The 20,612-nt window shown below is 69.6% G+C and carries 17 protein-coding genes; 10 read left to right on the top strand and 7 right to left on the bottom strand.

Annotated elements, in window-relative coordinates; translation table 11 throughout:
* Positions 1-18: 18 nt before the first annotated feature.
* On the top strand, positions 19-783 hold the full coding sequence (locus AWC17_RS07540) for a DUF2127 domain-containing protein (RefSeq protein WP_046183373.1): 765 nt from the start codon (positions 19-21) through the stop codon (positions 781-783).
* 2 nt (positions 784-785) lie between these two features.
* Here AWC17_RS07540 and AWC17_RS07535 read toward each other — a convergent pair whose 3' ends face one another.
* Positions 786-1,400 carry a PaaI family thioesterase gene (locus AWC17_RS07535; protein WP_046183374.1) on the bottom strand — a complete coding sequence of 205 codons (615 nt, stop codon included), beginning with the start codon at positions 1,398-1,400 and terminating at the stop codon, positions 786-788.
* A 41-nt stretch (positions 1,401-1,441) separates the two neighbouring features.
* Here AWC17_RS07535 and AWC17_RS07530 point away from each other — a divergent pair, with 41 nt between their 5' ends.
* Positions 1,442-2,293, top strand: coding sequence for an SDR family oxidoreductase (locus AWC17_RS07530; protein ID WP_046183375.1), 852 nt, complete (start codon positions 1,442-1,444; stop codon positions 2,291-2,293).
* Positions 2,294-2,711: 418 nt separating this feature from the next.
* On the opposite strand, the gene AWC17_RS07525 is transcribed toward AWC17_RS07530, so the two are convergent.
* Entirely contained in the window at positions 2,712-3,311 is a 600-nt protein-coding gene (locus AWC17_RS07525) for a CGNR zinc finger domain-containing protein (RefSeq protein WP_046183376.1), read from the bottom strand.
* An 86-nt stretch (positions 3,312-3,397) separates the two neighbouring features.
* Between AWC17_RS07525 and AWC17_RS07520 the strand changes: the two genes are divergently transcribed.
* From AWC17_RS07520 to AWC17_RS07510, 3 genes are all read left to right on the top strand, one after another.
* A complete protein-coding gene (locus tag AWC17_RS07520; RefSeq protein WP_046183385.1) occupies positions 3,398-4,093 on the top strand; it encodes an SDR family oxidoreductase in 696 nt (231 codons plus the stop codon).
* A 251-nt stretch (positions 4,094-4,344) separates the two neighbouring features.
* Complete coding sequence (locus tag AWC17_RS07515) at positions 4,345-4,818, top strand: SRPBCC family protein (RefSeq protein ID WP_046183377.1); 474 nt, start codon at positions 4,345-4,347, stop codon at positions 4,816-4,818.
* 1 nt (position 4,819) lies between these two features.
* A complete protein-coding gene (locus AWC17_RS07510) occupies positions 4,820-5,626 on the top strand; it encodes an SDR family NAD(P)-dependent oxidoreductase (RefSeq protein WP_046183378.1) in 807 nt (268 codons plus the stop codon).
* 12 nt (positions 5,627-5,638) lie between these two features.
* Here AWC17_RS07510 and AWC17_RS07505 read toward each other — a convergent pair whose 3' ends face one another.
* The 3 genes from AWC17_RS07505 to AWC17_RS07495 form a co-directional block, all read right to left on the bottom strand.
* Positions 5,639-6,385: a methyltransferase domain-containing protein gene (locus tag AWC17_RS07505; protein ID WP_046183379.1), complete on the bottom strand. Its 747-nt coding sequence runs from the start codon at positions 6,383-6,385 to the stop codon at positions 5,639-5,641.
* 110 nt (positions 6,386-6,495) lie between these two features.
* A complete protein-coding gene (locus AWC17_RS07500) occupies positions 6,496-7,872 on the bottom strand; it encodes an adenylate/guanylate cyclase domain-containing protein (RefSeq protein WP_046183380.1) in 1,377 nt (458 codons plus the stop codon).
* 40 nt (positions 7,873-7,912) lie between these two features.
* Positions 7,913-8,512 (bottom strand): TetR/AcrR family transcriptional regulator, encoded by a 600-nt coding sequence (locus AWC17_RS07495; protein WP_085164466.1) that lies wholly within the window; start codon positions 8,510-8,512, stop codon positions 7,913-7,915.
* A gap of 148 nt (positions 8,513-8,660) precedes the next feature.
* On the opposite strand from AWC17_RS07495, the gene AWC17_RS07490 reads away from it, so the two are divergent.
* The 3 genes from AWC17_RS07490 to AWC17_RS07480 all read left to right on the top strand — a co-directional run bounded on the left by AWC17_RS07490 (position 8,661) and on the right by AWC17_RS07480 (position 12,255).
* A complete protein-coding gene (locus tag AWC17_RS07490; protein WP_046183382.1) occupies positions 8,661-9,635 on the top strand; it encodes an oxygenase MpaB family protein in 975 nt (324 codons plus the stop codon).
* Between the two features lie 125 nt (positions 9,636-9,760).
* Positions 9,761-10,855, top strand: a complete 1,095-nt coding sequence (locus tag AWC17_RS07485; RefSeq protein ID WP_046183383.1) for an acyl-CoA synthetase family protein — start codon at positions 9,761-9,763, stop codon at positions 10,853-10,855.
* Between the two features lie 35 nt (positions 10,856-10,890).
* Positions 10,891-12,255 carry an aldehyde dehydrogenase family protein gene (locus tag AWC17_RS07480; RefSeq protein ID WP_085164481.1) on the top strand — a complete coding sequence of 455 codons (1,365 nt, stop codon included), beginning with the start codon at positions 10,891-10,893 and terminating at the stop codon, positions 12,253-12,255.
* A 15-nt stretch (positions 12,256-12,270) separates the two neighbouring features.
* On the opposite strand, the gene AWC17_RS07475 is transcribed toward AWC17_RS07480, so the two are convergent.
* On the bottom strand, positions 12,271-13,011 hold the full coding sequence (locus AWC17_RS07475; protein WP_208618366.1) for a cutinase family protein: 741 nt from the start codon (positions 13,009-13,011) through the stop codon (positions 12,271-12,273).
* Between the two features lie 268 nt (positions 13,012-13,279).
* Here AWC17_RS07475 and AWC17_RS07470 point away from each other — a divergent pair, with 268 nt between their 5' ends.
* Both AWC17_RS07470 and AWC17_RS07465 read left to right on the top strand, forming a co-directional pair.
* Positions 13,280-14,158: an SDR family NAD(P)-dependent oxidoreductase gene (locus AWC17_RS07470; protein WP_046186553.1), complete on the top strand. Its 879-nt coding sequence runs from the start codon at positions 13,280-13,282 to the stop codon at positions 14,156-14,158.
* Positions 14,155-15,720, top strand: coding sequence for an AMP-binding protein (locus tag AWC17_RS07465; RefSeq protein WP_046186554.1), 1,566 nt, complete (start codon positions 14,155-14,157; stop codon positions 15,718-15,720). Before AWC17_RS07470 ends, AWC17_RS07465 begins: the two co-directional genes overlap by 4 nt.
* Positions 15,721-15,736: 16 nt before the next feature.
* Here the strand turns inward: AWC17_RS07465 and AWC17_RS07460 are convergent, their stop codons facing one another.
* Positions 15,737-20,560 (bottom strand): cation-translocating P-type ATPase, encoded by a 4,824-nt coding sequence (locus AWC17_RS07460; RefSeq protein ID WP_085164464.1) that lies wholly within the window; start codon positions 20,558-20,560, stop codon positions 15,737-15,739.
* Positions 20,561-20,612 lie beyond the last annotated feature (52 nt).

Here is a 20,612-nt window from a genome sequence, read left to right as displayed (position 1 = left end):
GGCAGTCGATGATCGGCCATGCGCAAAGACCGGGGCATCAATCGGTGGGAGTTGGTTACCTGTGCCATCGCGGGACACGCCACCTATGCGCCCGACGAGGAGGACCTCGCGGCCCGGTTGAGCGGCACCACCGGGCTCGGCGAAGTGTGGCGTTGCCTGCGCTGCGGTGAATTCACGGTGGGCCAGCCGCATGGACGGGGGCGCGCCGAAGACGCGCCGATGATCATGCGCGGCAAGGCTTTACGCCAGGCCATCATCATCCGCACACTCGCGGTGGAACGCCTGTTCCGGGCCGTGGTGATCGCGCTCGCCGCGTATGCGGTGTGGAAGTTTCGCGGTGCGCGGGGCGCCATCCAGGCCACCCTCGACCGCGACCTGCCGATCTTCCGGGCCGCCGGATTCAAGGTCGATCAGATGACCATCGTGCACGAACTGGAAAAGGCGCTGGCCGCCAAGCCATCCACCCTGGTGTTGCTGACCTTGATGCTGGCCGCCTACGCGCTGCTGGAGGTCGTCGAAGCCGTCGGCCTGTGGTTGCTGAAACGCTGGGGCGAGTACTTCGCGGTGATCGCCACCTCGGTGTTCCTGCCGTTGGAGATTCACGACCTGGCCAAGGGCATCACGATGACCCGAGTGGTCACCTTCACCATCAACGTCGCCGCCGTGATCTACCTGCTGTTCTCCAAACGGCTGTTCGGCTTGCGGGGCGGACGCGAAGCCTACGACGAGGAACGACGCGGCGAACAGCTGCTCGACGTCGAAAAGGCCGCCACCCGAACCTGACGTCAGGACGATGACTGCCTGGGGTGGATGAAAATGCCTTCCGCTTCGACCGTGACACCGTCTTCATCGGCCAGGTAGCCGACGGCGAACGTCTTGACGCCCTCGGTGCGCTCGACATGGGCCTGCGCGCGCAACGGCCGCCCAAGCGCGGTTCGGCGCCGGTAGCGCAGGGTGAGGGTGCCGGTGTAGGCGGGCCTGCCGGGCTGGTGCGCCGTCGCCCCGAGCACATGGTCGAGCACCAGCGCGCAGACACCGCCGTGCACGTGGCCCGGCGGTCCCTCGTAGGCCGCGCCCAGCGCGAATTCCGACCACACCAGACCGTCAGGGTCGTGATGGATCACCAGCGGCGGTGCCACCGGGTTGCGCACACCGACCACCGCGTTGCCCCACGCGATGGTCTGGCCGTTGGGCATATGGTGCACGCCGACCGGCCCCGGCTGCGCGGTCACGCTCAATTCGGCTGTAGCAGCGTCGATCTTGGCCTGCGCCGCCGCCACCGCCGCCGGTTCGGCTTCGGTACGGATGCTGACGTCGATGAGTCGGCGGATCGACTCGGCCAGCGGCGCGTAAACCGACTCGAGCTGGCTGAGATCGATGCAGGGCGTTTGGTCATGCATGTCGGCAACCTAACAGGACCGTGACTGGTAAGAACGGAGCGATGGGCACTTATGCGGTCACCGGATCGGCTTCCGGGATGGGCCACGAGACCGCGCTGCGGCTCAAGGCCGACGGGCACACCGTGATCGGCGTCGACATCAAAGACGCCGATATCGTCGCCGACCTGTCGACGCCGCACGGACGCAAACAGGCCGCCGACGGCGTGGTGGCGGCCTCGGGCGGCAGACTCGACGGTGCGGTGCTGGCCGCCGGGCTCGGGCCCAGCCCTGGTCGAGAGCGGCTGCGCCAAATCGGCCAGGTCAACTATTTCGGCGTCGTCGAGCCGCTCGTCGCCTGGCGACCCGCGCTGGCCGCGGCCGAATGCGCGAAAGTGGTCGTCGTGGCGAGCAACTCGTCGACGACCGTGCCCCTCGTCCCGCGCCGAACGGTCAAGGCGTTGCTCGCGCATGACGGCGACAAGGCGCTGCGGTCCGTGCGGCCGTTCGGCCCGGCCGCACCGACGATGATGTATGCGGCGTCGAAGATCGCCGTCAGTCGTTGGGTGCGGCGACACGCGGTGCTGCCGGAATGGGCGGGCTCGGGTGTCCGCCTGAACGCCCTGGCACCGGGAGCCATCATGACGCCGTTGCTGCAGGAACAGCTCGCGACGCCCCGGCAGGCCAAGGCCGTCCGGTCCTTCCCGGTTCCGCTCGGCGGCTTCGGTCAGGCGCGGCACATGGCCGACTGGATGTGTTTCATGCTGTCCGAGTCCGCCGAATTCCTCTGCGGCAGCGTCGTCTTCGTCGATGGCGGGACCGACGCGTATTTCCGGGCCGACGATTGGCCGAAAGCGCCGCCGGCGCACGGGTTGCCGGGCTACCTGCGACGGTTCAGGCGTTCGGGGAGTCAGTGACGGGCCAGCCCGCCGAGTGTGCGGTCTAAGTATGCGAACCGCCTTGAATTCGTCCACAGCCCCCACACTCGACAGCGTGACGAGCGGTCGGCGCACCGGCGGATGTGCGTCGCACCACAATGCGGCTTTTCGCGGCGTTTACCCCGGCGCGGCGCAGCCGTAAAGCGGCCCCGGTGGAATTCAATGAGTCGGCGCACCGGCCGAACCGACGAAGGATCAAACCGTGGCAACACTGCCGTCTTGGATCAGCCAGAGCCCTACCAACCTCGATGTGGTGACGCCGATCAAGGCGCGTGCCTGTGACGCGTTACAGGCGGTACTGAGAAGCGGGCCACGCCGTACGCGCGCCAACGTGACCCTCATGCAAAGGGGTGTCGAGCGCTGCTGACGGCGGGCCCTGTACTACCGATATCGCCTACTATGGCGAAACCGGTGAGCCCGTCGCACGCTGTCGTTCGCGTCGGCGGGCCCGGGAAGCGCGTAGGTTGGCGGCGTTGCCGCACGTCTTGACGTCGTGCCACACCCCACTGTTGTTCTTGGAGCGGTCGTAGAACGTCGACCCGCAGCGGTGATTGTGGCACTGCTTGATACGGCGCCAGGTATCGGCGTGCTGGCTGAGCAGAATCTCGGCCCACAGCGCCGAGGCAAGCCAACGCCAGCCGGTGCCGCTGGGCTCCAGCCGGACCTCACCGGCCCCGGATACCACGAGCGACGCCGGGACGGTGGTTCGTCCACCCGTTACCTCGCCGGCCACCAGTGAATCAATCCTGGCTCGCAAGCCGCGCAGCTTGGCCAGGTCCGCGTCGTCGAACCTCGGCGGTGCCAGGTCCACGCCGCGCGCGGCCGACCAGGCCCGCACCGCACCCGCCACCCAGTCGGCGGCGAGCGCGGCGTCGGCGAGCAGGTCCGGGCCGTATCCCGCGATTCCCCTCGTGTTGAGGAAATCCTGGACCAGGCCGAGGCCCCCCGGCGCCGGGGTGACGCCGTACCGCTGTGACGCAGACCACGGAATAGACATATCTAAAACGTACTTGGCTATGTCAACACCGGGCAACTACGGTGACAGATTCAAAATCGATTTACCTACGTTCAGGAGTGCGGATCATGGTGAACATCAAAGGGTCGACGGTCGTGGTTACCGGCGGACAGCGCGGGCTCGGCAAGGCCATCGTGGAGGAGTTGTTGGAGCGGGGAGCGGCCAAGGTGTACGCCACGGCGCGGGCACCCAAACCCAGTGCGGACCCCCGCGTGGTCAGTGTCGAGTTGGACGTCACCGAGCCGGAATCTGTTGCTGCCCTGACTGTTGCGGCCCAGGACGCCGACATCGTCATCAACAATGCGGGCGTCCTCGGCGCGCGGAAGCTGCTCGAGAGCGAGATCGAGGAAGTGCGCGCCGTGTTCGAGACCAACTACTTCGGTGCGCTTCGGGTCGCAAAGGCGTTCGCGCCGATCCTGGCCGGTAACGGTGGCGGAGCCCTGGTCGACATTGCCTCGATCTTGTCGTGGATGCCGGGGTCCGGTGGGTACGGAGACTCCAAGGCGGCACTGTGGTCGGCGACGAACTCGCTGCGGATCGAACTCGAGAAGCAGGGCACGCTGGTCGTCGCCGCGCACCTCAGCTTCACCGACACCGAGATGACCTCCGGCTTCGACGCCCCCAAGAACGACCCACGCCAGGTGGCGCGCGCGATCGTCGACGGCATCGAACGCGACGACACCGAGGTGCTGGCCGACGACGACACCCGCTACGTCAAGGCGGGGCTCTCCGGTCCGGTCGAGGCGCTGCCGCGGATGGGGTGAGCCGCCTGGACGCATGAAGGTCTGCCCGAAGGCAGATCCCCGTCTTGCGACGGTGGGTCAATCAGGCCCTTGCGGATGGCCTCGCCCAAAAATGGGCTTGCTGCACTTCGGGCAGACCACCAGGTTGCCCCGGCATCCACCACGGTCGCACCCCGCCGGCCGGCGCTTCGACTGTCGAAGGTCCCCAATGGTTCGGCCGAAGGTCCCAAACACAGCGCCCGTGCCAACGGTCGGCGTGTTTGGATAGCGACATGTCCGACATGGAAGCCGAACGCGTCGTCAGCGCCACGCGCGCCATCGCGGCCAATGCGGCGCGGATTTTCGAACTGATCGCCGATCCCTCCCGCCAGCCCAGCTGGGACGGCAACGGCAACCTCGCCTCGTCCGCTCCGGGGCAACGAGTCCGCGCGGTCGGCGACGTGTTCAAGACGACCCTGACGAATGGTGCGGTGCGGGAGAACCACGTCGTGGAGTTCGTCGAAGGCAGCAAAATCGCCTGGTGCCCAGCGGAACCCAGGAAGCAGCCGCCCGGTCACCTGTGGCGCTGGGAGCTCAGCCCGGTGAACGCCGAACTCACCACGGTGACCCACACCTACGATTGGTCGGCACTTGCCGACGCCAGCCGCCTCGAGCGGGCCCGTGCGACGACGCCGGACATGTTGCGTGAGTCCATGGACCGGCTCGCCGTGGTCGCGCAGGCCCCCGACGCGGGAGGTCAAGGCTGAGATGGCCCTTCCACCACCAGGCGACGGTCGGGCGGCCATCATCACGGGCGCTTCATCGGGCATCGGCGAACAGTTCGCCGGGATCCTCGGCCGGCTCGGCTACCACGTGGTGCTGGTCGCCCGCAGTGCGGACCGCCTGGAAGCGCTCGCCGGTCGGCTGGGCGAGCAAGCGCATCCGCTACCGGCCGACCTGTCCGAGCGGACCGAGCGGGCGGCCCTGCCCGACCGCGTCGCGGCCCTCGGGCTGATGCCCGACATCCTCGTCAACAACGCTGGCTTCTCGACACTCGGGCTCGTAGCGAAATCCGTTCCCGAACAAGAGGTCAACCTGGTCGAGGTCGACGTGGCGGCCGTGGTGGACCTGTGCAGCCGGTTCCTGCCGGGCATGGTGGACCGCCATCGGGGGGCCATCCTGAACGTGGCGTCGCTGGCCGGGTTCGGCCCGCTACCCGGCCAAGCGGCGTACGGAGCCGCCAAGGCGTTCGTGTTGTCCTACACGTACAGCCTGCGCGGTGAACTGCGCGGCACCGGCGTCAGCGCGACCGCGCTGTGCCCGGGACCGGTGGACACCGGATTCGGTGAGGCGGCCGGTTTCTCCAAAGAGGAAGCCGAGGCCGCCCTGCCGCGCGTGATGTGGGTCCCCGCCGACAAGGTGGCGCAGGCCGGAATCGACGGGCTCGCGGCCGGCAAGGCCGTCGTCATTCCCGGTCGGGTGAACCGCGTGGCGGGGGCCTTGTTCCGGGTCTCGCCCCCCGAGCTGCTGTTGCCGCTGCTGACGCGCGGCCACCCAGCTCTCAAAAGGCAGTGAAACGCGACAGACTCAGCCGTTCTTGCCGCGCACCCACTGAACCGTGCCGTAGTTCTTCACCCGCACGCTGACGAATCCCTGGTCTTCCAGAATGTCGCCGATCTCGTCGTCGTCGAAGACATGCGCCCCGACGTTCGGCAGCTTCTGAAAGAACCGGGCGGCCGGACCGACGGTGGGCACCATGACGGCCAGCCGGCCGCCCGGTCGCAGCACCCGTGCCATCTCGCCAAGGGCCTCGGCCGGATTGGGAACCAGCTGCAACACGGCCGTCGAGACAACGGCGTCCACCGTATCGTCGCGCAGCGGAAGTCGTTGCGCGTCCGCCTTGATGAAGCCGACCTGCGGCCCCGCTTCGTTGCGGACGGCGCGCGCGAGCATGGGCTCGGAGATGTCGATCCCCAGGGCCAGGCCGCCCGGGCCGGCCGCGCGCGCCAGGGACGCGGTGACGTTACCCGGGCCGCAACCGACGTCCAACGCGATGCCGCCGGGCGGGATGTTCAACCACTCCAGGGGTGTCTGCCACGCGGCGATCAGCCGCCGCGAGAGGGCTTGAGCGTTGTCGTAGAGCATCGACCCGATCGGTGATGCCCAGGCCGCCTGGATCGGCCCGGTGTTTTTCGCCACGCCATCACCCTCGGCGGGTCCACCGCCGAGCAGATCGAGATAACCCTTGCTCACGTCGGGATCGGCCGGCGGATCGGCCAGCAGCTCCAGCGCTCGCCGCAGCGCGGGAGGCAGCGAGGTGTGCACGTCAGTCATGCGTACTCCTTCGAGTGAAAAACCAAGCTGTGCGCCGGAACTCGACCGAAAAGCCGGAAGCCCGCGTCCCTTGGGGCCCCCGATGGCAGCCTACGCCGAGCCGCGCTTGGTCACCGCCTGACGACCGCGTGTTCGCGCTCCAGGGAGTACAGCCGCCACTGGCCGGGCACCCCCTTGAGCGCGGCCTCGCCGCGGTCGCCGAAGCGGTGCCGCGACCCGGTGACGATGTCGCGCAGCGTGGAGGACACCAGCACTTCGCCGGGCCCGGCGAGCGCCGCCACCCGCGCGCCGATGTGTACGGCCATGCCGGCGACGTCCTTGCCGCGCACCTCCACTTCGCCCGCGTGAATGCCCACCCGCACCTCGATGCCCAGCACGCGGACCGCGTCGACGATGGCGTCGGCACAGGCGATCGCGGCGCTCGGGCTGCTGAATGTCGCGACGAATCCGTCTCCGGCCGTGTTGACTTCACGCCCGGCGAACCGCTGCAGCTCGTGGCGCACCAGGGTGTCGTGGTTGTCGAGCAGGTCGCGCCAGCGGTGATCGCCGAGCAGCGCGGCCCGCTCGGTGGAGCCGACGATGTCGGTGAACACGATGGTGGTGAGCAGGCGCTCGGCGTCGGAGCCGCCGCGCACGCCGGTGATGAATTCTTCGATCTCGTCGAGGACGGGGGCGGTGTCGCCGACCCAATACAGGGCGTCCTCGCCCGGGCACTGGACGAGGCGCGATCCGGGGATGTGTTCGGCTAGGTAGTGCGCGTGCCCGACGGGGCTGAAGGCTGGGTTGTCGCGATGCAGGATCAGCGTCGGGACGGCGACGCGATGGAGCCGGTCGCGCACGTCGCTCTCCCTGATCTTGTTGATGAACGCGCGGGCCATGCTGGGGGACGCGGCCCGGTTGCCGGCCATGTCCCACCACGAGCGGAACGCGGCGTCGCCCGCCACGGAGGGCGCGATGAGGCCGAGCATGTCGAACCCCTGCTCGACGGCATCCGGTTCCATCCCGATCGTCGTGAAGCGGTCAGCATCGTCGAGCCCGGTGCCGATGGGGTAATCGGGACCACGCAGCGTGCGTGCCGCACCGTTCGCTATCACCAGGCTGGTCACCCGGTCGGAATGGTCGGTTGCGAGAACGACACCGGCCAGCGATGTGAAACCCGGGGCGAAGATCGTCGCTCGCTCGCATTGCACCGCGTTCATGACCGCGATCGCATCCTGCGCCCACGATTCCGGCCCGATCATGTCCAGCGAGGGAACCCGCGACGACAGGCCGATGCCGCGCTGGTCGAACCGGATCACCCGGCAGAACGACGCCAGCCGGCGATGAAAGCGGTACATCGACGGCTCGAGGTCGACGCAGTCGATCGGGATTAACGGGCCCGGCAGCACGAGCAGGTCGATCGGGCCATCGCCGAAGACCTGGTAGGCGATGTCGATCTCGCCGCACGTGGCGTACCGGGTCCGCGGAGCCGCAGAACTCCCAGCCACACATTCAGGCTAGTGCAGGTCACCGACACACCGGAACCGGTCAACGGCCGATGATCGGGACCAGATAGCGGGCCGCGTACTCGCGGACGGCCGCGGGATCCGACGTGTCGAGTCGGTCGGTGGGAAAGACGATGATGCCCAGGGCAACGCGAAGCAGGATGTCGGCGATGTTGTCCAGATCGGGCCCGGGAACGTCGGCCCCGCACCGGCGCAGCGTGTGGGCGATCCCGGCGGCGAACTGGCGAATCGGGAAGACGTGCGAGCGGGAGAACATGCCGAGCAGCTCGGGTTCGCTGTCGGCGATCCGCGAGTACAGCGGCGAATCCTGGACCAGGCGCACCCCGAGCGCGAACGCCTCGACTACGGCCTGTTGCGGGTCGCAGCCGGTGGTGGCCCGGTCCAGCGTGGTGAAGAACAATTCGGCCTCGCGCCGCACCACGTGCGCGAACAGGTCGTCCTTGGTCGGAAAGCGCCGGTATACCGTGCTGCGGCTGACGCCGGCGCGGGCGGCGACGTCCTCGATGTTGGCCCGGCGCACGCCGTAGGTCTCGAACACGGCGCGCGCGGTGTCCAGGATGGTGCGGTCGAGGTCGGTGAGCGACTCCGCTGCGGCGGTGCCGGGTTGTGTGGCTGTCCGCATCGTTCAACTCCTCGAATGACCCGCCGTGGGGAAGCCGCCGACCCCGGATATGCGATGCCCTGGACCGGTTGCTACGCTGACACAAAGATACGGTTTTGTGTCATTGATTCGCAAGGACGTCCATGGTTCGAGCCGCAGGGAGGGGAGCATGACGGCCCACAACGACGAGTTGACCGCCGCCCCTGCCCGATCCAAGGCCGGATTCCGCTTCGACACCGGTGTTCGGGAGGCGTTGCCCATGCCGGTCGACCGACTCGCTGACGACGCCGACGACTTCCCGCGGCTGGGTCCCGAGTCGTTGATCTGGAAGTTCTACGGGGACAACCGCACCCAGTTCTTCGGGTTCCAGCGCACCGCCGGCGTCGAGAACTGCGTCGAGCAGCTCGCCCAGGGCGTGCTCGACCACTCGGTGGTCTTCAGCGACACGTTGGGGCGGGCCAAGCGGACCGCGCCGCCGCTGATGAAGACCGTCTACTCCGACGAACCGCGCGAGTGGGGCCGCAAGGTGCGGGATTTCCACAAGTCGATCAAGGGCACCATCAGTGACGGCTCGAGGTATCACGCGCTGAATCCGGAGCTTTTCTACTGGGCGCACGCCAGCTTCGTCGACCAGGTCATCTACAACACCGACACGTTCATCCGCCGGCTGTCCCATGCGGAGAAGGAACGGATCTTCAACGAGGGCAAGGTGTGGTACAGCCTCTACGGGGTCAGCGACCGCGGCCAGCCACAGACCTACGACGAGTTCCTCGCCTACTGGGACGAGATGCTCGAGCGGTTCGTGCCGCATAAAACCGTCTTGTATGGGACCGGCTACATCAGGAAGGGCATACCGGGCCCACGCTGGATTCCGGGCCCGGTCTGGAGAGTGTTGTCCGCGCCGCTGAACGCCTACACCCGCCTGGTCTTGGTCGGGACCATGCCGCCGCAAATGCGCGAGGTCTGCGATCTCAAGTGGAATACGAAGAAGGAGAAGCGATTTCAGCGGTTCGCCGCCGTCATGCGCGCGCTCAATCCGCTGATCAACCGGTTGCCCGTCGGAGCGATCTACACCCCCTGGGCGGCCGAGGCGTGGCGGCGTTCCGGCGTCGACCCGCGCCGGCTGCACAACCACCCCCGCTAGCCGGCTGCTCACGAAGGTGAACAGCGGGTACACAGAGCCGAAATTGTCTGCGAAGTAGGCGAATACGACGGCATCAGGCGCCCAGGTGCTTGGCGAGCCGGTAACGATGGGCCAGGATCGACGACATGGCCGATATCGACTTCTCGTTGTTGGACGTTCCGAGATCGGAACCGGTCGAGGATCCCGAGGCCTATCTCCGCGCGGCGATCGCCTGGCACTTCGGCGAAGACACCGGTTCCGCGTTCTGGTTGGGGACCGCCGCGACGTTGGACTTCAACCCGATGACCGACGTCAACACCTTCGCCGATCTGCGACTCTTTCCTAACCTCGTCAACGAATTACGCGGCGTGCCGGTGGAGGACCTCATCCCGCGCGGTTACGGTCAACCGCCGCCGGTGCCCCAGATATTCGAATCCGGCGGCACCACCGGCGCACCGAAACGGACTGTGCAGCTGCCGGATTGGGTGGCGCAGGTGGTCCGGTGGCAGACCGAGGACTTCGCCACCGGCGGGTTCCGCCGAGGCCAGGGCTTCCTCTGCCTGATGCCGAGTGGGCCGCACGGCGTCGGCTACTTCTCGCGGCTGGTCTCCGATCGGCTCGGTGCCGTCTTTCACGCGATCGACATCGATCCCCGCTGGGTCAAGAAGATCGCCGCCCGCGGCGCGGCTTCCGAAGTCGCCGCCTACGTCGACCATGTCGTCGAACAGGCCGTGTTCGTGCTGCGGACCCAGAACGTCGCCAACCTGCACACCACTCCGCCGCTGCTCGAGGCCATGGCCCGGGACGACCGGGTGGTCGATCTGCTGAACGACAAGATCCGCTACCTGTTGCTCAGCGGTGCGCACGTGGACGCCGACACCCTCGACCTGCTCCGCGGCATCTTTCCGGACACCACGATCACCATGGCCTTCGGCAGCACGATGGTGCTTTCGCAAGCGGTTACCCGAACGGCCGACGGCGACGCGTTCGTGTTCGACCCGCGGACACCGTACGTGGTGTTCTGGGTGGTCGACCCTCACACGGGAGAACGGGTGCCCTACGGGCAGACCGGCCAGGTGGTGATGAACCACATCAGCAAGGGCATGTTCATCCCGAACAACCTGGAGCGCGATCTGGCGGTCAGGATGCCCGGGCCGGCGGGCGAGCTCAGCGATTCGGTCAGTGCGGTGCGGCCGGTCTCCACCTTCGAGGGCGAGACCGTCATCGAAGGCGTGTACTGAGCATGGTGGTCGAACGGACAGGCGTCGCAACCGATTTGGTGCCGATCGATGCGCTCGGCCCCGGCGGTGAGTACCGGACCCGCCGTCGGGAGATCATCAGCGGTACCTCCGGTGCCGCGGTCGCCGAGTTGAGCATCGTGCCGCCGCTGTATGTTTCGCGCACCCTGGCCGCGCAACGCAAGGCAACCCCCCTGCCGGTCGGACAGCGCGCGGCGGCGCTCTCGGATGCCGCCCGCATTTTCGCCGACGGGATGGCCGCCGGCCTGGACTTCGAGGCGTATGTCCGGCTGGCCAGCCGGATTTCGGGGTTGCCGATCGCGGTCACCCGCGCCGGGGCGCGCAGCGTGGCCGACGCCGTCAGCGGCGCATTCGACGCGGTCAGCCCGGCCCGCCCGGTGGGCGCGGCGCTCGATTGGCGCGAGGAACGCACCCGTCGCGGTGGCGCGGTATGGGCGCGACGCGGGGAGGTGTTCGCCGTGCACGCCGCCGGAAACGGTCCCGGTGTGCACGGCCTGTGGCCGCAGGCGCTCGCATTGGGCTACCGGGTGGCGGTGCGTCCGTCGCGCCGCGAGCCGCTGACCGCACACCGGCTGGTGCATGCCTTGCGGCAGGCGGGTTTTCGCCCGGAGGACGTCGTCTATCTGCCCACCGACCATGCCGGCGCCGACGAGATCATCCGCTCGGCCGACCTCGCCATGGTGTACGGGGGTCAGCAGGTCGTCGACAAGTACGCCGACGACCCGGCGGTGATCGTGAACGGACCGGGGCGCAGCAAGATCCTGATCACCGCCGACCAGGACTGGCGCGACCACGTCGACCTCATCGTCGACTCGATCGCCAACCTCGGCGGCATGGCCTGCGTCAACACCAGCGCCGTGCTGTACGAGGGCGATCCCGCCCCGCTGGCCGGGGCGATCGCCCGGCGGCTGGCCGCGATCGAGCCGCTCCCCACGGACGACGAGCGCGCGCTCCTGCCCACCCAACCGCTCGATCATGCCCGGGCACTCGCGGATCACCTGGCGGCCAAGGCCACCGGAGCGACGCCGCTGCTGGGCGCCGATCAGGTGGTCGCCGACCTCGGCGACGGCTACGCCGCGCTGCGTCCGGCCGTGCACCTGCTGCCTGAGCCCGCCGCGGACACCCTCAACGTCGAGCTGCCCTTCCCTTGTGTGTGGGTGTCACCGTGGTCGCCCGGCGCCGGCCTGGAGCCGTTGCGGCATTCGTTGGTGGTTAGCGCAATCACCGGCGACGAAAAGCTGATCGACGAGCTGCTCGCCGAACCGACGATCGGCAACGTGTACTTCGGGCATCACCCGACTTGGTACGCGGCGCCCGGCATCCCGCACGACGGGTTTCTGGCGGACGCCCTGATGCGCACCAAGGGGTTCATCGCGGACTAGCCATGCGTGGCGAAGTCAGCTTCCGAACCCGCCCCGACCGCTCGCGACCGTCGCGCCCCCGCCGGTTCCCGCGTCGAGGTGGCTGGAGGCGAAGGCGACGCCTTTGTCGATCACGGCGCCGTCGTCGGCGTAGGTGTTGTGGGCGGAGAAGTTCATGCCGTCGGAGCAGACCGGGTCTTCGGTGGCGCAGACCTTGATGGTCTTGTCCTGATACGCCGGGCCGATGGCCACGGGGGGTTCGCCGAGGAAGTTCATGGCGCGCACGTTGGGCATGCCGAAGAGCACGACCGAGGAGACGTGTTGGGCGACGGTGGGGTCCAGGGGTTTGGGCACGGTGTTGGGGTCGACGCCGTCGGGGACGGCGGGTGAGGTGACGAAGCCCATCACGGCTGCGCCTTGGGAGTAGCCGCCGAGCACCATTTTGGTGTTGGGGCAGTCGCGGGCCATCGAGTTGACGTGGGCCGCCGCGTCTCTGATGCCGTCGACTCCGGTGTCCCATTGGTCGCTGGCGGGGTAGTTGACCGGGTAGACGTCGAAGGACTTGGCGCCCAGGCGCGAGTGCAGGGAGTCGACGAAGGCTTGTCCGGTGGGGCCGACGCCGGGGGCTTCGCCGGTGCCGCGGGCGAACACTACCTGCACGTCCGGACACTGGGCGGCGGCGGAGGGGAGGGCAGCACCGGTCATGACCGAGGCGCCGAGGCCGGACGCCGCAACTACTGCTGGACCGAGTAAACGGGCTATCTGACGTGCGATCATGCCGCAATTGTGCCCAATCAACCCTCGGCCTAAACAGGGGAACGCATGGAAATTACTGCAAATTCACACAACCCCGTTCACCTCGCGGCACGCGGGCTGAGATGGCTTACGGGCGCCCGCCTCGACGAGACGGACAACGCCGGGGCGGAGCGCGGCCCTCGGCCGCGGTGTGGTCTGCTAACTGTGACGAGTCGAGGGCTCGGTGAAGCCATCCGCCGGTCCTCGACATGCGGCTCGAGTGAATGCAGCGGCAAAGTTGAACGTATTAATGCAGGCCCTCAACAAGGTCACGGACCGCTTGGCCAATCCGGCGCGGGTGTCGGATCCCGACAGGCTGCGCGCCGCCGTCAGCGGTAAGACCGTGCTGGTCACCGGCGCCTCATACGGAATCGGCGAGGCGACCGCGCGCAGGTTGGCCGCCGCTGGGGCCACCGTGCTGGCCGTCGCCCGGTCCGAGGAACGGCTCGGCGACCTGGCCGCGTCGATCAACGCCGCCGGCGGCCGCGCGATCGCATACCCGACCGACCTCACCGACGAGGCCGCGGTCAGCGCGCTGACCAAGGAGATCACCGAAGAGCACGGCGCGCTCGACATCGTGGTCAGCAATGCCGGCAAGTCTTTGCGCCGCTCACTGCACCAGCAGTACGACCGGCCGCACGACTTTCAGCGCACGATCGACATCAACTATCTCGGGCCCATCTGGCTGCTGCTGGGACTCCTGCCGGCCATGCGCGAAAGCGGCCGCGGGCACATCGTGAACGTTTCCAGTGTCGGCGTGCGCGTGGTGCCGGGGCCGCAGTGGGGTGCGTACCAGGCGTCGAAGGGCGCTTTCGACCGGTGGCTGCGCAGCGTGGCCCCGGAACTGCACGCCGACGGTGTGGACGTCACCTCCGTCTACTTCGCGCTGGTCCGGACCCGGATGATCGCACCCACGCCCCTCCTGGGCCGGCTTCCCGGTTTGTCAGCCGACCAAGCCGCCGATGCGATCGCCAAAGCGGTCATCGAGCGGCCCCGCAGCAACGAACCGCCGTGGGTGTTGCCGGCCGAGTTGGCCTCGGTGCTGCTGGCCGGCCCGGCCGAACGCGCGGCCCGGCTGTGGTACCGGCGGTTCTTCTCGGATTCCGGCGCCCGCGAGGCCCAACGATGACCAACGAGGGCGTGGTCGGCACCGCGGTCCGGGCGCTGCTGCGGTCGCGACTGCTCTCTCCGCCGTCGCCGCTCGCAACGTTGCGGTTGATTAACGAGGCACGCCGGGGCGGCACCAACCCCTACACCCTGCTGGCGGTGACCGCGACCCGATGGCCCGGCCGGGCCGCGATCGTCGACGACGACGGTGTCTGGGACTACCGCCAGCTGAAGTCGGCGGCCGAATCGCTGGCGCGCCAGTTGTCCCGCGACGGCGTCGGGCCCGGCGACGCGGTGGGCATCATGTGCCGCAACGGACGCGGTTTCATCGCCGGGGTCTTCGGCGCCGCCCTGGTGGGCGCCGACGTGGTCCTCGTCAACACGGACTTTCGCAGCGACGCCCTGGCCTCCGCCATGAGCGCCCACCGGATCACCACGATGATCGCCGACGACGAATTCGGCGAGCGCGCCCGCGCCGCTGACGAATCGGTCGTCCTCATCGACCCGGCGACGGTCACCGCATGGGAGGGTGACCCGCGGCCCGACGTGGCCACGCCGGGCCGGATCATTCTGCTCACGTCGGGCACCACCGGCACGCCCAAGGGGGTGCCACGCTCACCGCAGATGCGTTCCGCGGTGGGCGTGTGGGTGACGATCCTCGATCGGACCGGCCTGCGCACCGGGTCGCGAATCTCCGTGGCAATGCCCATGTTTCATGGGCTGGGTCTGGGCATGCTGATGCTCACCGTCGCCCTCGGCGGCACGGTGCTCACCCAGCGCCACTTCGACGCCGAAGCCGCACTCGCGCAGGCGTCGCTGCATCGCGCCGACGCGTTCACAGCGGTGCCGATCGTGCTCGCGCGCATCCTCGACCTGCCCGAGCGAGTGCGGGCGCGCAATCCGGTGCCCTACTTGCGGGTCGTGATGTCGAGCGGGGACCGGCTCGACCCCACCCTGGGGCAGCGGTTCATGGACGCCTACGGCGACATCCTCTACAACGGCTACGGTTCCACCGAGGTCGGCATCGGCGCGCTGGCCACACCGGCGGAGCTGCGCGAGGCGCCCGAGACCGTCGGGAAACCGGTTGCCGGCTGCCCGGTGCGCATCCTCGACAAGAACGGCAGGTCCGTCGGCCCGCGCGTCACCGGGCGCATCTTCGTCGGCGGGGAGCTCGCGAGCGAGGGATACACCGGCGGTGGGGCCAAGGCAGTCGTCGACGGCATGACCAGCACCGGCGACATGGGCTACCTCGACAACGCGGGCAGGCTCTACATCGTGGGCCGCGAAGACGACATGATCATCTCCGGTGGTGAGAACGTCTATCCGCGTGCGGTCGAGAACGCGCTTGCCCAGCACCCCGCCGTCGCCGACAACGCGGTCATCGGTGTTCCCGACGAAAAGTTCGGTCATCGACTGGTTGCGTTCGTGGTCTTACAGCCGGGCAGTGACACCGATGCGGCGGCGTTGCGGGAGTACCTCAAGGGCAAGGTCTCCCGGTTCGAGCAGCCGCGAGACATCAACGTCGTCACCAGCATCCCGCGCAATCCGGCCGGCAAGGTCCTGCGTAAGCAACTGTCCGGCTAGGCGCGCGGGGAAAGCGTCAGTCCTGCTTGGGTTCCAGGGCGGCGGCCTGCTTGGCCAGCCAGTTGGGTGCCAGCACCGAGACGACGGTGGCGCCCGCGGTGGCGCTGATGACGCCGCTCCAGGCGACCGGGCCCAGCGGCGTGCAACCGAAGAAGTGGCTGACGCCGGGTGTTTGGACGATGGCGACCAGCACGCCCGCGCTGCCCAGCGCCGTGCCCAGCACCAGTGGGCTGTGGCGGCGCGTCAGCAGGGTCTGGGCGAGCTGTGTGGTCACCAGCGCGGTGAGTCCCATTGTCGACGTGCGGCGTTCGGTGCCCGGCGTCCAGCGACCGATGGCCCAGGCCGCCGTCGCACCCGCGGCCGTGACGGCGCCTCGGGTGACGATCTGCCGCATCAGCGGCGCGTCGAGGGAGGGCGAGGGTCCGGACAGCATCGCCAGCTGGAATGCCCGGTGCACCTCCTCGGCGTCGCGGTCGACCCCGTCCTCGGCCTCTTCCGGCTCGGGGTAATTCCGGGTGACGGCGACGGCAAGTGCGGGGAACATGTCGGTCAGCAGGTTCACCAGCAGCAGCTGACGGGTGCCCACCGGCGCCCGGCCGGTGCCCAGGGCGGTGCCGATGAGGGTGAACAGCACCTCGCCGACGTTGCCGCCGACCAGGATGCTCACCGCGTCCCGCACGCCGCCCCACATCCCGCGTCCCTCGACCAGCGCGTCGAGCAGCACGCCCAGATCGTTGTCGGTCAACACGATGTCGGCCGCCCCGCGTGCCGCGGACGAGCCGCGACCGCTCACGCCGATGCCGACGTCGGCCATCCGGATGGCGGCCGCGTCGTTGGCCCCGTCGCCGACCATCGCGACCGCCTGCCCGCTGGCCTGTAGCGCCGCGACGATCTGCACCTTCTGCTCCGGGCTGACGCGGGCGAAGACCTGGACGTCGGCGGCGACCTTGGCGCGGTCCTCCTCGCTGAAGGCGGCGAGTTCCGCGCCGGTGATCTCACGCGCGTCCGCCGGTAGTCCCAGCTGCCGGGCGATCGCCCGCGCGGTCACCGGGTGGTCGCCGGTGATCAGCACCACCCGCCGGCCGGCTTCCACCAGCGTCTCGATCAGCGGCCGCGCCGACGGCCGCGCGGTGTCGGCCAGCCCGACGTAGCCGATCAACTCGAGATCGTGCGCGGCGGCGTCGACGGCGTCGGCGTCCGTGGCCTCCTCGCTGGTCCCACGCTCCCAATGGCGCTGCGCCACCGCCAGCACCCGCAGCCCCTGCTCGGCCAGGCGCACCACCAACGACTCCGCATGGTCCTGCTCGGCGTCTGAATCGGCGAAGCGGCAGCGCGGCAGGACTTCTTCCGGCGCGCCCTTCACCATCAGCATCGGCCCGCCGTCACCGCCCGCCGTGCCGATCGCGGCGGAGTAACCACGGCTGGACTCGAACGGTACTTCCGCCAGCACGGTCCAATCCGAGGCCCATTGGCCGTCAACCGAATTCGCCGCCGTGAGGATCGCCTCGTCGGTCGCGTGCGCGTGGCCGCCCCCATTGTGGGGCTGCGTGCTGCTGCGCGCGGCGGCCCGCACCACCGCGGCGGACGCCGGGTCGGTCACGTCGGGGAACGGAGCGTCCGTGCCGGCTCCGCGGGGGACGCCGCGGACGACGCGCAGGCGGTTTTCGGTGAGCGTGCCGGTCTTGTCGAAACACACGGTCTCGACCCGGCCCAGCGCTTCGACCGCCCGCGGCGTGCGGACCAGGACTCCGCGCCGCGACAACCGCTGGGCGGCGGCCAGCTGTGCCAGGGTGGCCACCAAGGGGAGGCCCTCGGGGACGGCGGCCACGGCGATGGCCACCCCGTCCGCGACCGCCTGACGCAACGACCCTTGATGCAGCAGGGCCAAACCGGTCACCGCCGCGCCGCCGGCCAGCGTCAGCGGCAGGACCTTACTGGTCAACTCGCGCAATCGGGCCTGCACCCCGGCCGCCGACTCGACATCGGCGATCGCCGAAATCGCGCGCTGCGCGGCGGTGCCCGCGCCGGTCGCCACGACGATGGCCCGGGCGTGCCCGGCGACAATGGTGCTGCCCTCGAACAGCATGCTGGCGCGGTCGGAGTCCGCGACGGCCACCGGCTCGACCTGCTTGTCCACCGGCAGCGACTCACCGGTGAGGAAGGACTCGTCGACTTCGAGGTCCTCGGCCACCAGCAGGCGCGCGTCCGCCGGTACGACCTCCGGGGCGGCCAGGTCGATGATGTCGCCGGGGCGCAGCGATTTCGCGCTCACCGAGACCGTCCGTTCGGCGGTGCGGGCCGTCTCCAGCCTGCGGTGCGCCGTGGCCACCGCGGGGAGAACCACGCGGCGCGCGTACTGGTCCTGCTCGGCGAACAACTCGGCGACCGAGGCCTCGGCCCGCAACCGTTGCACCCCACCGGCGACCGCGTTGGCGGTCATCACGCCCGCCACCAGCAGCGCGTCGACGCTGCTGCCGACGATCGCCGAGGCGGCCGCTCCCACGGCCAGGATGGGTGTCAGCGGATCGGCGAGCTCCGCCCGCGTCGCGGTCAGCAGCCGCCCCACTCGGCTCGCCGGCCCGCGCAGCGGCGCGACCACCGGGTTGTAGGATAAGTCGTCGAGGAGCTGTCGCCAGGGCGCGACGCCGGGCTCGACGGCCAACGGCCGGGTGCGGCTGGCCAACCGGGAATAGACGATCTCCGGATCCAGGGCATGCCAGGCGGTCAGCGGCTGGGGTGTCGGGTCGGGCAGCCGAAGCACCCTCGATGCCGCGAAGGTGCCCTGCATGAGCGCGGCCGCGGCGGCGGCGTTGACTGGGTTGAGCCAGCGCTGCACGGCGAACGGGCTCAGGGTGCTCGGGTCACCGGTGACCAGCAACAGCCCCGCCAGGGTGCTACCGCCCTTCGCCAGGCGCACCGCCGACTCCGTCGCCTCCCGGGCCACCGGCAGCGCCGACAAGATGCGCACCGCCTCGGCCAGATCCGTGCCGGTGATGATGTCCGCCGTCCACGGCGTCGCCGCCTGCGGGTCGTCCAGCGCCACCCCGACGTCGGCGATGGCCAACGCGGCCAACGTGTCGGTCGACGCGAAGTCGCGGTGTAGCGCGGTGATGAGCAACACCGGCCCGCGATCCGTGCGCAGGTCGCGCACCAACTGCAGCAGCGGCGTGCCCGGCGGGTGGCTGACGGCGACGCTGGCGGCCAGGTCCTCGGTGCCGGCGACGTGCCGCAACACCACCCGGGCGCCGGTCCGGTGCGCGATCTGCAGCAGCGGGATGGCGAAAGGGTCGACCTCCCAGCCGACGTCGACGCTGCCCACGCGCTCGCCGTCGACCACGAGATCGGCATGTTCAAGACCCTGCGCCGGCGTCGCCGACGACCCTTGCACCCGGACCCACCGCAGGCGGGCGCCGGTGGCCGGCAACTCGTCCGGGTCCGGTTCGGGCGCTTCCTCACCGTGCAGCAGCGCGTCGGCGACCTCGTAGACGCGGTCCTCGTCCCACCCGGGTATGTCTCCTCGCGCCTGCAGCACGGCGCGGTTGTCGCCGCGCAGTGCGGCCCCGTCGATGACGACCACCTTGACCCTGTCCAGCCGCCGTAAGGCGCCCGGGTCGAGAATCAGCTGTCCGGCGTTGGCGAGTCCGCGGCCCAGCACGGCCGCGAACGTCTGCCGGCCCACGTGCGCCGCCCTGGGCACACCTGCCAGCAGCGCGCCGGCCGCATCCTCGGTGCCGCCGCCGGCCAGCAGCGCACCGGCCGCGGCTATCAGCGAGGCGTTGGCGGCCTGGTCGGCGTACTCCTCCACCGGCCCGGCCATCGATCCCTTCGCGGTGTCGATGGCGGCGTCAATGGCCCCGCCCACCACGACGTGGGAAGCCTCTCCCGCGGCGGCGGCCGCCCAATTATGTCGTGGCGCTTGCGATTTGGGACCGGCCGACGAAATGACCGGAACCACCGGGGCCTGCGGCCGCGTAGGCGAGGCCAGCTCGGGTTCGCGGTCGCGCCATCGCTGACGGTGCGCGGCGGCCTCGGAGACTTGCAGGCTTCGTTGCGCCAGATCGAGCAGCGGCGTGCCGACCGCCTGCGTCAGCCCGTTGGCCAGTGCGGTCGACGCGCTCAGGGCGATGTCGGTGCCGACGCGACCCAGCCGCGACTCCAGCACGGCAACCACCCGCGGCTGGTGATTCAGCAGAGCGGCCGCGGCGCGTGCGCTTCGTGGCGCCACGGGGAGCCGGCCCAACCAGCCGGTCACCGCGGCGCCGATCGCCGCCACGTCCATCGCCGCGGCGCTGAACGGGACCAGGATCGCCAACGGGTTTCCGGGGTCGGCGAACGGCGCGGTCCGGGACGCCTCCCTGGGCGCGACCAGAGTCAAGTCCGCCGCCACGCCGCAGACCGTTGCCCGGACGCGGTCCAGCACGGCGTCTCCGTCGGCTTCGCTTGCGAATTCGATCACCAACCGGCCGAGGGCGCCCTCGACGTGGGCCGCCGCCACTCCCGGAATCCGGCGAACCGGCTCCTCCACCGCCGGCGCGTGGTCGTGCCAAGCCGGGAACGGCAGCAACGGATCCAGGTCCAGATGCACACGCCGCCCGCTCTGCCACCGAACCGGCGGCGTGACGCTGGGCCCGGAACCGTTGGCGGAACTGGTCAATCCGATGGCACGGCCCGTCGTTTGGGCCATCGACTGCACGACCGGGACCGCCAGCTCGGCGACCGGGCTGGTCAACGACTGCAGGGTGCCCGCGGCCCCGGCGACGGTGGACACACCGGCTCGCACCACTTGCGCGGCTCCGTCGGTCATGCCGGCGACGACGCTGGCAACGCCCGGAATCCTCACTCAGTCACCCTTCAATTACGTCTACCGCGCCTAATGATCCTGGGGGGCTGGG

It is taken from the genome of Mycobacterium nebraskense, assembly GCF_002102255.1.
Taxonomy (GTDB): domain Bacteria; phylum Actinomycetota; class Actinomycetes; order Mycobacteriales; family Mycobacteriaceae; genus Mycobacterium; species Mycobacterium nebraskense.
This window is presented reverse-complemented; position numbering and strand designations above follow the sequence as displayed.

Coding starts and splice junctions, on each gene's coding strand:
- AWC17_RS07540 (WP_046183373.1), top strand. CDS start 19: ATGCGCAAAGACCGGGGCATCAATCGGTGGGAGTTGGTTACCTGTGCC.
- AWC17_RS07535 (WP_046183374.1), bottom strand. CDS start 1,400: ATGCATGACCAAACGCCCTGCATCGATCTCAGCCAGCTCGAGTCGGTT.
- AWC17_RS07530 (WP_046183375.1), top strand. CDS start 1,442: ATGGGCACTTATGCGGTCACCGGATCGGCTTCCGGGATGGGCCACGAG.
- AWC17_RS07525 (WP_046183376.1), bottom strand. CDS start 3,311: ATGTCTATTCCGTGGTCTGCGTCACAGCGGTACGGCGTCACCCCGGCG.
- AWC17_RS07520 (WP_046183385.1), top strand. CDS start 3,398: ATGGTGAACATCAAAGGGTCGACGGTCGTGGTTACCGGCGGACAGCGC.
- AWC17_RS07515 (WP_046183377.1), top strand. CDS start 4,345: ATGTCCGACATGGAAGCCGAACGCGTCGTCAGCGCCACGCGCGCCATC.
- AWC17_RS07510 (WP_046183378.1), top strand. CDS start 4,820: ATGGCCCTTCCACCACCAGGCGACGGTCGGGCGGCCATCATCACGGGC.
- AWC17_RS07505 (WP_046183379.1), bottom strand. CDS start 6,385: ATGACTGACGTGCACACCTCGCTGCCTCCCGCGCTGCGGCGAGCGCTG.
- AWC17_RS07495 (WP_085164466.1), bottom strand. CDS start 8,512: ATGCGGACAGCCACACAACCCGGCACCGCCGCAGCGGAGTCGCTCACC.
- AWC17_RS07490 (WP_046183382.1), top strand. CDS start 8,661: ATGACGGCCCACAACGACGAGTTGACCGCCGCCCCTGCCCGATCCAAG.
- AWC17_RS07485 (WP_046183383.1), top strand. CDS start 9,761: ATGGCCGATATCGACTTCTCGTTGTTGGACGTTCCGAGATCGGAACCG.
- AWC17_RS07475 (WP_208618366.1), bottom strand. CDS start 13,011: ATGATCGCACGTCAGATAGCCCGTTTACTCGGTCCAGCAGTAGTTGCG.
- AWC17_RS07470 (WP_046186553.1), top strand. CDS start 13,280: ATGCAGGCCCTCAACAAGGTCACGGACCGCTTGGCCAATCCGGCGCGG.
- AWC17_RS07465 (WP_046186554.1), top strand. CDS start 14,155: ATGACCAACGAGGGCGTGGTCGGCACCGCGGTCCGGGCGCTGCTGCGG.